The following is a 12,832-nucleotide window of genomic DNA, read 5'->3' on the forward strand; positions in this document are numbered from 1 at the left end:
GCCCCGCCGCGGTCACGACCCCGGCGCCCGGGCCGCCGAACCGATTCCCCCGGCGCACCACGACGGCCGGCACCCCCACCGGGGTACCGGCCGTGTGTGGCGCGCTCCCCGCCTGCTCCGACTCCGTGAAACGAGCGGAGCGAAACGGGATGGAACGGGATGAGGCGCGGTCGGGCGGATGAAGAAGGTGACATCCCCGGAGGGGAAAGCCGGCGGTGAGGGGGAGAGTGCCCCTCACCCGAGTCGGAAGGCGGCCCAGACCACCTTGCCCCGTCTGCCGTCGCTCAACGGACGCCAGCCCCACCCGTCGCTGAAGCACTCCACCAGGTGCAGTCCCCGGCCGCCCTCCATCGAGGCGTCCGCCCGCGCGGGACGGGGGGCCTGCTCCCCGCAGTCCCGCACCGCGCAGACCAGGCGGCGATTGCTGCGCAGCAGTTCCAACTCCACCGACGCGAGGTCGGCGGATCCGGCGACCTCGCCGGGGAACACACCCCGGGGCGTTCGGGCGCCGACGCCACGCACCGGGGCGGAACCGTTGCGCGGACGCGGGGCGCGCACCCCCGCGCGGTGTTCCCCCGGACCCGGCGCCGGCGCCGGCACCCTGGCGGGTGCCGGGGACTCCGGACACCCGTGCCGCAGGGCGTTGGTCACCAATTCCGAGACCACCAGGGCGACGGTGTCGAAGCGCTCGGAGAGCCGCCATCCCGCCAGGGTGGTCCGGGTGAAATCACGTGCTCCCCGCACGGATTCGGGGCGACTCGGCAGTCGTACCGAGACGGCCCCGTCCAGACTGTGCGGATCGATCAGGGACTGCTGTCGACCTAACGTGTCGAGAACGGGCACTCCTTCGATCCCCATGGCGCGGACTCCCGGCTTTCGCGGTGGCGGTGGCGGCTGGGCTGGTCCGGGGCGATCGGATGGCGGACGGACCGATCCCCGGTGGCCAACGGAGTCACCCCCGTCGGTCCCTGCCGTCTCCCCGTCGAACACGGCAAGGTCGTGCGGGCGCGTCGGCGTGACGGCGCGCTGCACTCATGCTTCCCAACGCCCACGGCAAATGCAAGGGCAGATGCACGTGCATCGACAAAATTCGATTGAGTGTAATCGGGCGCGCACACAACGGAGCCCGGAGATGGCAGACTTCTCGGGTCACAGGGAGGATCGGACCCCATGAGCACACCGCAGTCACCGCGGGGCGGCCGGGCCGGAGAGGTCGGAGGCGCCGATTCCAGCGGCTCCATGGTGCGCCGCATCCTGCTCGGTGCCCAATTGCGTCGATTGCGCGAATCGCGGGGGGTCACCCGCGAAGCCGCCGGCTACTCGATCCGCGCCTCGGAATCCAAGATCAGTCGAATGGAGCTGGGGAGGGTGAGCTTCAAGCCGCGTGACGTCGCCGACCTGCTGACGCTCTACGGGGTCACCGAGGAGGCCGAACGCGAACCCCTGCTCAACCTCGCCCGGGCCTCCAACCGTCCCGGCTGGTGGCACAGCTACAACGACGTGCTCCCCGGCTGGTTCCCCACCTTCGTCGGCCTGGAGGCCGCCGCCGCCTCCATCGCCACCTACGAGGTGCAGTTCGTCCCCGGCCTGTTGCAGTCCGAGGAGTACGCCCACGCCGTCGTCGTCGGCAACTACCCGGACCTGCCCGCCGAGGAGGTGGACCGCCGGGTCGCGCTGCGCATGGGACGCCAGAAACTCCTCGTCGGGGAGAACGCCCCCCGCCTGCACTGCGTCCTCGACGAAGGGGCGCTGCGCCGCGTCTACGGCGGCCGGGCCGTCATGCGGGACCAACTGAAGCTGCTCGCCGAGTACTCCGAGATGCCCGGCGTCTCGCTGCGGGTCGTCCCCTTCGACCGACCCACCCACCCCGCCGTCAGCGGGGCCTTCGTCATCCTCTCCTTCTCCGAGGAGGAGATCTCCGACGTCGTCTACCTGGAACAGCTCACCAGCGCCCTCTACCTCGACAAGGAGGACGAGGTCGCCGAGTACCGCCGCACCATGAACGCCCTGTCGGGAGTGGCCGCGACTCCCGGGGAAACCCGCGCCCTTCTCCACGAGATCACCCGACAACTGTAGGATTCGCGGTGGTTGACGTCCCGTCATCCACGTCATCCTCCAAGACCGCGCGCCGAGGAGTGACATGTCCGACTTCCCCGAGGTCCCGTCCATCGGCCCGGAAGCCGTTCTCGACGACCTCGCCCGTCAGTACATCGGCGGTGTCTGGCGGACCGGAAGCGGCGACTGGGACGTCATCGACTTCAACCCCTGGACCGGCGACAAGCTCGCCGCCATCACCGTCGCCACCGCCGACGAGGTGGACGCCGCCTACCGTGCCGCCGAGACGGCCCAGCGCGAATGGGCCGCCACCACCCCCGGGGCCCGGCGGCGTGTCATCGAGCGCCTGCTCGACCTCATCGACGAGCGCGAACCCCTCATCGCCTCACTGATCACCGCCGAACTCGGCGGCACCAGGGCCCGCATCGCCTACGAGCTCGGCCTCGTCCGCGAGGCGCTGCGCGAGGCCCTGCACCTGCCGCTGCGCGCCGAGGGCCGCATCCTGCCCTCCCCGGTGGAGGGCAAGGAGAACTACCTCACCCGGCTGCCCGTCGGCACCGTCTGCGTCATCTCCCCCTATACCTTCCCGCTCTTCCTCGGCCTGAAGACCGTGGTGCCCGCCCTCGCCCTGGGCAACGCCGTCGTCCTCAAGCCGCACCAGTCCTCCCCGATCTGCGGCGGCACCCTCCTCGCCCGCCTGCTGGCCGACGCCGGACTCCCCGACGGCCTGTTCAACGTGCTGGTCACCGACATAGCGGAGGTCGGCGACATCCTCATCGAGCACCCGGTGCCCAGGGTGATCTGCTTCACCGGCTCCGAGGTCACCGGCCGGCACGTCGCCTCCGTCGCCGGCGGCCACTTCAAGCGGGTCGTCCTCGAACTCGGCGGCAACAGCGCCCTGATCGTGCTGGACGACGCCGACCCCGCGTACGCGGCCGACGCCGCCGTCTTCAGCCGCTTCATGGACCAGGGCCAGATGTGCATGGCCGCCAACCGCCTCCTGGTCGACCGCGGTGTCCTGCCGGAGTTCACCGACCACTTCCTCGCCCGGGTCTCCGCCCTGCGGACCGGCGACCCCGCCGACCCGGACACCGAGATCGGCCCCCTCATGGACGCCCGCTACGCCGACCACCTGTGGGGGCAGATCGGGCGCGCCGTGGACGGCGGCGCGAAGATCCTGCACGGTGGGGAACGACGCGGCAACCTCGTGCCGCCCACCGTCCTCACCGACGTGCCCACCGACTCCCCGCTGCACCGCGAGGAGATCTTCGGCCCCGTCGTCCTCCTCACCGCCGTCGACGGCGAGGACGAGGCCGTCACCCTGGCCAACGACTCCCCCTACGGCCTCAGCGGCGCCGTCCACACCCGCGACATCCAGCGCGGCCTGCGGATCGCCCGCCGGATCGAGACCGGCATCGTGCACGTCAACGACGCCACCGTCGCCGACGAGCCGATCGTGCCCTACGGCGGCATGAAGTGCTCCGGTCTGGGCCGCCTCAACGGGGACGCGCTGCTGGACGCCTTCACCGACACCAAGTGGATCTCCGTCCAACACGGCCGCACGAGCTTTCCGCTCTGAGCTTCCCGGAACCGGCGGTTCGTCACCGTTTCGCGACGGTGCGTCACCCCGTGTACCGCGCAGTCGGTGACCGCTTCTACGCTGTGGTCCGTGACGAAGACCCCCATCCGCCGTTCCCGGTTCCTCGCGGTGGTCGTGGCCGCCGCCCTGCTGTCCGCCTGCTCGGGCGGCGGTGACGGGACCGACGCCGACGACGCCGCGCTTCCCGTCCCCACCCCTGCGGAGGAGACCCCAGAACCGGAGGAGACCCTGAGCGAGGAGGACATCAGGGCCCTGGAGGATCTCCACGACCGTTACTGGACGGAGATCATCGCCATCGAGAACGGTGCCCCTCTGGACGGCGGCTCCCTCCTCGAATTCGCGTCCCCGGATCTGGTGGAGGAGGAGCTCTCCGCGATCGCCAGTTATCACCGTGAGGGTTTCTTCAGGGAAGGTGAACCCGCGATCACCGACGTGACCGTTCTGTCGGCCGGCGAGGATTCCGCGCGGGTGGAGTCCTGCGTGAACGAAGACGATTGGCCGATCATGGCTGACGGCGTCGAGGCTCCGATCGAGAAGAGAGGGGCCACACCCCGTGCCTTTCTGGCGGAGCGCACTCCGGACGGATGGATTCTCGTGAATCCTCTTCCTCAGGAGGAGGCGGAGATTTCGTGTTGATCCCCGGGGGTGCAGATGGGTGCTCCGGGGGAGCGTGGTCATTCTTGCCGGCTTCATGGCTGCCCTGACTTTTCCGACTTCCCCCGCCATGGCCAATCGGAGCGATCCCGACTGCTGGACCGAACGCGGTACCGGAAGAATGGTGTACCTGTGCGGTGGGGGGACCCCGGCCGGAAGTGGTGATGCCGTTCGGGGAGGGAATGACGGCGGCAGCAGTGGCTCCGCTTCTCCTTCGTGTGACCTATCCCATGTCCACGGCAGGGGCGATGCGCGGTGGTGTGAGGGGGTGAACGCGTGTTGGGCGGCCATTCCTTCGTATATCTATCCGACTCCTGACACGTGGCCGGAAGAACCTCCCACCGAGGACTCGGTGTACACCTTCAAGAAGTGTTTCGCCCCCGATGGGAGCGAGCTTCCCGGGGTGTGGGAATTCATCACGCCACCCGGTGACGGGCCCTCGGTGGAGGAGTTGGCGTGGGAGGCGTTCGGGCGGCTCTCGGTTCCCGGGTTCACGCTCGCGCACAATCCGCCGACGCAGGCGGTGATCTTCGTGGACACCTGGTGGTGGGCGGAGGGGCCGTCGGAGGGTGAGGTGCGGGGGAGTTCGGCCGGTGGGGTGGTCGCGATCGCGGAGCCCTCGCGGTTGGAGGTGGACCCGGGGGACGGCAGCGGGGTGGTGGACTGTCCGTTCACCGTGCGGGAGTCCGATGTCTGCTCGCACGTCTATGACCGGGCGTCGGTGAACGGGGCCGCGAGGACCGGGGACGGGCACGCCGCCCATCCGGCCCGGGCGCGGTTGGTCTACACGGTGCGGTTCGAGAACAACGGTGCCCCGCTCACCCTCCCCGGTCTGCCGGAGACCCTGGAGAGCGAGTGGCGGGAGACCCCCGTGCGGGTGGTCGAGGTCCAGGCCGTCGTCCGCTGATTCACCCCGCCCGGGACGCCGGGGCCCCTTTCGGCTGTCTTCAGCGGTATCAAGCGAATCCCCATCCGGTGCGGTCGCACCGCGTTCCTCCTCCGATCCGTGGCCCGGCGCCCCGGAACGGGGCATCCGGGGGGCTGCCGGGGAATGGGCCGGCGGTTCGTCACCGTTCCGTGACGGGGCATTATCCGGTGTACCGCGCAGTCGGTGACCGCTTCTACGCTGTGGTCCGTGACGAAGACCCCCATCCGACGTTCCCGGTTCCTCGCGGTGGTCGTGGCCGCCGCCCTCCTGTCCGCCTGCTCGGGCGGCGGGGATGACGCCGACGACGCCGCGCTTCCCGTCCCCACCCCGGCGGAGGAGACCCCCGAGTCGGAGGAGACCCTGAGCGAGGAGGACGTCCGAGCGCTGGAGGATCTCCACGACCGTTACTGGGCGGAGATCATCGCCATCGAGAACGGTGCCCCTCTGGACGGCGGCTCCCTCCTCGAATTCGCGTCCCCGGATCTGGTGGAGAAAAGGCTCACGATGGTCGCGAGCTATCACGATCAGGGTTTCTTCAGGGAAGGTGAACCCGCGATCACCGACGTGACCGTTCTGTCGGTCGGCGAGGATTCCGCGCGGGTGGAGTCCTGCGTGAACGAGGACGATTGGCCGATCATGGCTGACGGCGTCGAGGCACCCATCGAAAAAAGAGGAGCGACTCCGCGTGTATTTCTTGCGGAGTTGAACCCTGAAGGATGGATCCTGGTGGATCAACTCCCTCAGGAAGAGGCGGTGATTTCGTGTTGACGACGATGAGGGAACCGGGGTCAATCCGGGGTCACGCGCCATTTCTCCTGGTGGCGGCGGTCGCGCTCTCCATGAGTGCGTCCCCCGCCGCAGCCAATCTCGATGATCCCGACTGCTGGGTCGGGCACGACATCGGGGAAATGGTGTACGTGTGTGGAGGTGGGTCCCCCGGGGAAGAGGACGATGCCGGGCCGGTGGGAAGCGGAAGCGGAGGCGGCTCCTCTTCTCCTTCATGCGATCTTTCGTTGGTGGAAGGGATGGGGAGAGAGGGTGCGACAACCTTCTGTGAAGGGGATTACGCGTGCTACATGAACTTTCCGTCCGTCGTGTATCCGGACCCGGAATCGTGGCCGGAGGAGCCACCCACCGAGGAATCCGTCTACACGTACAAAGGATGTCACCATCCCAATGGGGATGAATACGGCGAATGGGGGTGGTTCACCCCCGGGGACATCGGCCCGTCATTGACCGATCTGGCGTGGGAGGCGTTCGGGCGGCTCTCGGTTCCCGGGTTCACGCTCGCGCACAATCCGCCGACGCAGGCGGTGATCTTCGTGGACACCTGGTGGTGGGCGGAGGGGCCGTCGGAGGGTGAGGTGCGGGGGAGTTCGGCCGGTGGGGTGGTCGCGATCGCGGAGCCCTCGCGGTTGGAGGTGGACCCGGGGGACGGCAGCGGTGTTCTGGACTGTCCGTTCACCGTGCGGGAGTCCGATGTCTGCTCGCACATCTACGACCGGGCGTCGGTGAACGGGGCCGCGAGGACCGGGGACGGGCACGCCGCCCATCCGGCCCGGGCGCGGTTGGTCTACACGGTGCGGTTCGAGAACAACGGTGCCCCGCTCACCCTCCCCGGTCTGCCGGAGACCCTGGAGAGCGAGTGGCGGGAGACCCCCGTGCGGGTGCTCGAGGTCCAGGCCGTCGTCCGCTGACCCGTCCGCCCTCCTCCCGATCCCGGGGGCGCCCCGCCGGTGGCCGTCGCCTCCGCTTGCACCTCACGCGACGTGAGGCGTCACGGTGGGGGTTGTCGGAACACGGAACACGACGGAGGCGGCCATGGGCTGGTCGGTGGGCGAGGTGGCCCGCTTCGCGGGGATCAGTGTGCGCACCCTGCACCACTACGACGCGATCGGACTGCTGGAGCCGAGCGGTCGTACGCACGCCGGGCACCGCCGGTACGAGGAGAAGGATCTCGACCGGCTCCAGCGGATCCTCTTCCACCGGGAACTCGGCTTCCCGCTGGAGGAGATCGCGATCCTGGTGGACGACCCGGACCTCGACCCGACCGAGCGGCTCCGCCGACAGCATCACCTGCTCACCGAGCGGATCGAGAAGCTGCGACGGATGGCCGCCGCCGTGGAGCGAGCCATGGAGGCGAGACGCATGGGGATCAACCTCACCCCCGAGGAACGGTTCGAGGTCTTCGGTCGCGACCACGACTGGGAGGCCTACGACCGGGAGGCCGAGGAACGCTGGGGCGACACGGACGCGTGGGCCGAGTCCCGGCGCCGTTCGGCCCGGTACACCAAGGAGGACTGGCGGCGGATCAAGGACGAGGGCGACGAGCTGAACGCGCGCATCGCGGAACTGGTGGCGGCAGGTACGGCGCCCGACTCCCCGGAGGGGATGGATCTGGCTGAGGAGCACCGGCAGCAGATCTGCCGCTGGTTCTACCCCTGCGACCACACGATGCACGTCAACCTGGCCGACATGTACGTGGCGGACGAGCGGTTCACCGCCACGTACGAGCGGATCCGGGAGGGGATGGCCGGTTGGCTGCGGGACGCCATCCGGGCCAACGCCGCCCGCCGGGGCCCCGCCGCCGGCTGACGGGCCCGGTCCCTGGTTCGCGGCCCGGCCGCCGGCCGCCGATCCCCTCGGACCACCGGTCCGGTCCCGGGAGCCCCGCCACCCGTGACGCGATGCCGGGCGGGCGCCGGGGCCGGCAGGCGCCCCCGCTGCCGTGCCGTGCCGTGCCGGCCCCGCACCCCGACCCGTCCCCGCGTCACGGTGCCCCGGAGGACGAACGCCCCGCCGGACGGGTCCGGCGGGGCGTCGGCGTTCGCGGGGCGGTCCGGCGCCGGCGCCGGCTCAGGTCCGGGCGTGCCGCCCGCGACCCCGGCCGCGCCCCTCGGCGGCGGCGGTGCGCCGGTGCCCGGCGACCAGCACCGCCGTCACCACCGCGAAGCCGAGCAGGAAGAGCAGCACCGTCGGTCCCACCGCCTCGTCGGGGGCGTACAGGGTGCGGTCGTGCTCGTCGCCCTGCCAGGGCCACAGCGCACGCAGCGACCCGGCCATGAGGCCGGTCAACACCACCAGCGTGATCCGGTGGTGCCGCTCCAGCAGCATGCGCAACAGCTTCACGATGCACACCAGGCCGACCACGGCGCCGGTGGCGAAGATCCCGATGTAGCCGAGGTCCCGTTCGTTGACGGCCTCGATGGTCGGCTCGTACATGCCCAGCGCCAGCAGCAGGAAGGAGCCCGACAGGCCCGGCAGCACCAGCGCGCAGACCGCGATCGCGCCCGACCCGATCACCGCGAGGGGGTTGTCGGCGGCCCCGCCCAGGGAGAGCGAGGTCAGCCAGAACGCCAGGCCGGCCGCCACTGCGGCGGTCAGCCACTCGCGGGCCTTCCACCGCCCGCCGGAGCCGGAGAAGGGGATCCACAGCGAGGCGAGCACCAGCCCGAAGAAGACGGCGTAGGCGTACTGCCCGTGGTCGGTGACCAGCGGGGCGAGCAGGCGGGCGCTGAGCAGCAGGCCGACGACCATGCCGATCGCCAGGGGGACGAGCAGCCCCCAGTCGGCGCGACGGTTCTCCTCCAGGGCCCGCCCCGGGCCCCGTCCCGCCGGGAGGTCGGTGACGGCGAACCGCAGCGCCGCCCCCAGGTGTCCGGCAGCGCCGATCAGCCGCTCGTAGACGCCGACGATGAGGGCGACGGTGCCGCCGCTGATGCCGGGCAGCGCCTCGGCCACGCCGATCAGGGATCCGCGCAGGGCGATCGCGATCCGGTTCTCCCGGCGCACCGGCGGGCGGGTGGGGGAGTGCGGCCCCCCGGCGGCGTCGAGCGGGACGGCCGCCATCGGTGCCGTCGCCTCCGGATCACCGGGGCCCGTCGGAACGCCGGAGGCCGGCCGTCCGCCCGGGGGGAAGGGACCGGTCCCCGCCGGGCGGGGGTGCCCGGTGGCCCCGGGAACGTCGGAGTGCATTGCCATGGTCTCCACTCACACGGGTCGGGAAGGGCGGGCACACCCGGGTGGTGCTCCGCGCGTCGGGTCGCCGCCCGCGACCGGGATCACAGCCCGCCCCGGGGCTGCCTGTCCGGCACGCGGCCCCACTCATCCTATGCTTCGCCAGGGGGGCCCTTCGGGGGGTCGCCCACTTCGCCGGGAGGGGGGTACCGGGACGCACACGTGATGTGAAGGAGTGCTGCCGACGTGGCCGAGGACGACAGCCCCACCTCGGAGTTCGCGATTCCGAAGGGGTTGAGGCTGCCGCCGCCGGAGGACGAGAACCCCACCTCGGAATTCGCGGTTCCCCAGGGGGTGCGCTCCCGGGCGCCCGTCGAGCCGCACAGCGACTTCCGACCCCCGCGCCCCGACCCGGCCTTCACACCGGTGGCCGGCATCCCCGTGCTGACCCGCACCAAGCAGCCGCTGGGCTGGCAGGACCGGATGCGCCACATGGTGAGGCTGCCGCTGGCCGAGCGCCCGGCGCCGGAGCCGCCCGCCTCGGCCGAGCGGGAGGAGCAGGGCGGACCGCCGGTGCCGCGCATCCTCGACCTGACCCTGCGCATCGGCGAGCTGCTGTTGGCCAGCGGCGAGGGGGCGGAGGACGTGGAGACGGCGATGTTCGCCATCGCCCACGCCTACGGCCTGGACCGCTGCGAGGCGACGGTCACCTTCACGCTCATCTCCGTCACCCACCAGCCGTCGCTGGTGGACGACCCGGTGTCGCTGAGCCGCATCGTGCGTCGGCGCGGCACCGACTACACCCGCCTGGCCGCGGTCTTCCGCCTGGTGGACGACATCACCGCGGGCTCGGTGACCCTGGAGGAGGCGTACGGGCGGCTGGCCGACATACGCCGCAACCGCCACCCCTTCACCAAGTGGCAGCTGACGGCCGCCGCCGGGTTGTTGGCGGGGTCGGCGAGCGTGCTGGTGGGCGGCGGTTGGATGGTGTTCATCCTGGCGGCCCTCGGCGCGGTGATCGGGGACCGGTTGGCCTGGTTGCTGGCGGCCCGCGGTCTGCCCGAGTTCTACCAGTTCGTCGCCGCCGCCACGGGGCCCGCGGCGGTCGGGGTGGCCACGGCCGCCCTGCAACCGGGTCTGGTGCGGGCCGCTGCCGTGATCACCGGTGGACTCTTCGCGCTCTTCCCCGGACGCGCCATGGTGGCCGGTGTCCAGGACGGCCTGACCGGCTACTACATCACCGCCTCCGCCCGCATGCTGGAGGTGATGTACCTGATCGCGGGCATCGTCATCGGCGTGCTGGCGATCCTCTACATCGGGGAGACCTCCGGCGTCACCCTCAACCCGGAGGCGCTCTACACCCAGAACCGCCCCGTGGTGCAGCTGCTGGCCGCGATGGCGCTGACCCTGGCGTTCTGCGTGATGCTGCAACAGGACCGGCGGACCCTGCCGGCGGCCATCCTCAACGGCGGCGTGGCCTGGCTGATGTTCGGCGCCCTGCACGACGTGGGGGGCATCTCCCCGTTCGCGGCCACGCTGGTGGGCGCCGGGATGGTGGGTCTCTTCGGGCAGTTGCTGGCCCGCCACCGACTCACCTCGGCGCTGCCGTACGTGACGGCGGCGATCGGCCCGCTGCTGCCGGGAAGCGCCCTGTACTTCGGGCTGCTGGGGCTGGCGCAGGGCAGCATCGCCACCGGTGGCCAGCACCTGCTGCGCGCGGCGACGCTGTCGCTGGCCATCGCCATCGGGGTGAACCTGGGAAGCGAGATCGCGCGGTTGTTCATCGGGACGCCGGGACGGCTGGGCCCGGCCACCGGGCGGCGCGGCGCCAAGCGCACCCGGGGATTCTGACGTCGGTTCCCGTGCGGGGGCCGGGCGGGCCCCCGCGGTGGTGCGGCGCGTGCCCGGGGACGGGCACGCGCCGCACCACCGCGGGACGGCCGGCGGCTCAGTGCTTGTCGCCGCCCCGGTCGCTCAGTCGCTTGAAGGAACGCTCGATCTCGGCCTCGGCGTCGGCGCGCCCCACCCAGTCGGCGCCCTCGACGGACTTGCCGGGCTCCAGGTCCTTGTAGACCTCGAAGAAGTGCTGGATCTCCAGGCGGTCGAACTCGCTGACGTCGCCGATGTCGGCCAGGTGCTCCATGCGCGGGTCGCCGGCGGGCACGCACAGCAGCTTGTCGTCGCCGCCGGCCTCGTCGGTCATCCGGAACATGCCGATGGCGCGGCAGCGGATCAGGCAGCCCGGGAAGGTGGGCTCGTCGAGCAGGACCAGGGCGTCCAGCGGGTCGCCGTCCTCGCCGAGGGTGTTCTCCACGAAGCCGTAGTCGGCCGGGTACACCGTCGAGGTGAACAGGTGGCGGTCGAGCCGGAGGCGTCCGGTCTCGTGGTCCACCTCGTACTTGTTCCGCGAACCCTTGGGGATCTCGATGGTGACGTCGAACTCCACGGGGAGGCTCCTTGTGCGTCGTGACCGGCTACGGATGGTTTAGTTTCCCCCGGGCGGTGCTGTGGTCGCGAAAGGGGCTGGTGACAGGTGCGGGATGCGGTGCGGGAGACGATCCGGCGCCACCGGTCGGCCCACCGCCCCGCGGCGGTGGCCGCGGCGGTGGGTGTGGCGGCGGCCCTGGGCGCGATCGTCCTGTCGGGGCCGTGGGACGCCGGCCAGCGGGAGGCGGAACGCGTCCGCGCCGTCGCCGCCGCCGGTACGCCGACCGGGTCGCGGGACACCGGAACGACCGGCGACCGTTCGGGTGGTTCCGGACCGGGGGAGGAGCCGGTCGCCGCCCCCTCCGCGGGACCGGTGCTCGATCCGCTCGGGCCGCGCGTGATCGACTTCCTCCCCGGCACCGAACCGACCCCCGCCGACCGCGACCGGGGCGTCGCCGGGAACCCGGCACCGATCGATCCCGCCTCGGTCCTCGACCCGCTGCTCGACGACCCGGCGCTGGGCACCGCCCCGGCCGCGACCGTGATCGACCTCGCCGACGGGCGCCCGCTGTACGCCCGGAACGGGGACCGGTCGATGGCCCCGGCCTCGACGGTGAAGGCGGCCACGGCCGCCGCCGCCCTGCACACCCTGGGCCCCGACCACCGGCTGACCACCCGGGTGGTCCTGGATCCGGACCGCGAGCGGGTGATCCTCGTCGGCGGCGGCGACACCGGTCTCACCCACCGGGAACTGGGCCGGCTCGCCGCCCGGACCGCCGAGGCCCTGGGCACGCGCGGCATCGGCGCGGTGGGCGTCGGCTGGGACCCCGGACCCGGCGGCGCCCCCTCGCACCACTCCATCGGCGTCAACCACAACATCGCGCCGTTCACCCCGCTGATGGTCAACGGCGGACGGTTGGACGACAGCACGACCGGCCCGGCCCCCCGCTCCGCGGACCCGGCGGCGGACGCGGCGGGTGCCTTCGTGCGCCTGCTGAAGGAGGAGGGCGTCGAGGTGCGCGGCTCCTCCGCCGCCCCCCGGGCCGTGCCGGGGAAGGCCGAGGAACTGGCCGTGCACCGCTCCGCGCCGCTGTCGGTCCTGATCGAGGAGATGCTCACCGAGAGCGACAACGACATGGCCGAGGCGTTGGCCCGGGCCGTGGGGGAGGCCCGTGGCCACGGCGACGGCCGGGGCGGGGCGGCGCGGGGGG

The 12,832-nt window shown here is 71.7% G+C and carries 12 protein-coding genes; 9 read left to right on the plus strand and 3 right to left on the minus strand.

Going from position 1 to position 12,832, the window contains the following annotated elements:
• Nucleotides 1-234: 234 nt before the first annotated feature.
• Complete coding sequence (locus tag FOE67_RS05195) at nucleotides 235-858, minus strand: ATP-binding protein (protein WP_182660902.1); 624 nt, start codon at nucleotides 856-858, stop codon at nucleotides 235-237.
• 381 nt (nucleotides 859-1,239) lie between these two features.
• Between FOE67_RS05195 and FOE67_RS05200 the strand changes: the two genes are divergently transcribed.
• From FOE67_RS05200 to FOE67_RS05230, 7 genes are all read left to right on the plus strand, one after another.
• Nucleotides 1,240-2,076, plus strand: a complete 837-nt coding sequence (locus FOE67_RS05200; RefSeq protein ID WP_182660924.1) for a Sco1979 family transcriptional regulator — start codon at nucleotides 1,240-1,242, stop codon at nucleotides 2,074-2,076.
• Nucleotides 2,077-2,140: 64 nt separating this feature from the next.
• On the plus strand, nucleotides 2,141-3,634 hold the full coding sequence (locus FOE67_RS05205; RefSeq protein ID WP_182660904.1) for an aldehyde dehydrogenase family protein: 1,494 nt from the start codon (nucleotides 2,141-2,143) through the stop codon (nucleotides 3,632-3,634).
• A 90-nt stretch (nucleotides 3,635-3,724) separates the two neighbouring features.
• Nucleotides 3,725-4,291: a hypothetical protein gene (locus tag FOE67_RS05210; RefSeq protein ID WP_182660906.1), complete on the plus strand. Its 567-nt coding sequence runs from the start codon at nucleotides 3,725-3,727 to the stop codon at nucleotides 4,289-4,291.
• Nucleotides 4,292-4,661: 370 nt separating this feature from the next.
• Entirely contained in the window at nucleotides 4,662-5,216 is a 555-nt protein-coding gene (locus FOE67_RS05215) for a hypothetical protein (protein ID WP_182660908.1), read from the plus strand.
• A gap of 228 nt (nucleotides 5,217-5,444) precedes the next feature.
• Nucleotides 5,445-6,005, plus strand: coding sequence for a hypothetical protein (locus tag FOE67_RS05220; protein ID WP_182660910.1), 561 nt, complete (start codon nucleotides 5,445-5,447; stop codon nucleotides 6,003-6,005).
• A 464-nt stretch (nucleotides 6,006-6,469) separates the two neighbouring features.
• Nucleotides 6,470-6,934 (plus strand): hypothetical protein, encoded by a 465-nt coding sequence (locus FOE67_RS05225; RefSeq protein ID WP_182660912.1) that lies wholly within the window; start codon nucleotides 6,470-6,472, stop codon nucleotides 6,932-6,934.
• 124 nt (nucleotides 6,935-7,058) lie between these two features.
• Nucleotides 7,059-7,832, plus strand: a complete 774-nt coding sequence (locus FOE67_RS05230) for a MerR family transcriptional regulator (RefSeq protein WP_182660914.1) — start codon at nucleotides 7,059-7,061, stop codon at nucleotides 7,830-7,832.
• Nucleotides 7,833-8,093: 261 nt separating this feature from the next.
• Here FOE67_RS05230 and FOE67_RS05235 read toward each other — a convergent pair whose 3' ends face one another.
• Nucleotides 8,094-9,086, minus strand: coding sequence for a DUF368 domain-containing protein (locus FOE67_RS05235; RefSeq protein ID WP_182660916.1), 993 nt, complete (start codon nucleotides 9,084-9,086; stop codon nucleotides 8,094-8,096).
• 354 nt (nucleotides 9,087-9,440) lie between these two features.
• On the opposite strand from FOE67_RS05235, the gene FOE67_RS05240 reads away from it, so the two are divergent.
• On the plus strand, nucleotides 9,441-11,045 hold the full coding sequence (locus FOE67_RS05240; RefSeq protein ID WP_182660918.1) for a threonine/serine exporter family protein: 1,605 nt from the start codon (nucleotides 9,441-9,443) through the stop codon (nucleotides 11,043-11,045).
• A 97-nt stretch (nucleotides 11,046-11,142) separates the two neighbouring features.
• On the opposite strand, the gene FOE67_RS05245 is transcribed toward FOE67_RS05240, so the two are convergent.
• Nucleotides 11,143-11,640 carry an inorganic diphosphatase gene (locus FOE67_RS05245; protein WP_182660920.1) on the minus strand — a complete coding sequence of 166 codons (498 nt, stop codon included), beginning with the start codon at nucleotides 11,638-11,640 and terminating at the stop codon, nucleotides 11,143-11,145.
• Between the two features lie 99 nt (nucleotides 11,641-11,739).
• On the opposite strand from FOE67_RS05245, the gene FOE67_RS30245 reads away from it, so the two are divergent.
• On the plus strand, nucleotides 11,740-12,832 hold a 1,093-nt coding region (locus FOE67_RS30245; protein WP_182660922.1), incomplete at its 3' end, for a D-alanyl-D-alanine carboxypeptidase.

Source organism: Streptomyces calidiresistens (assembly GCF_014141525.1).
GTDB lineage: Bacteria > Actinomycetota > Actinomycetes > Streptomycetales > Streptomycetaceae > Streptomyces > Streptomyces calidiresistens.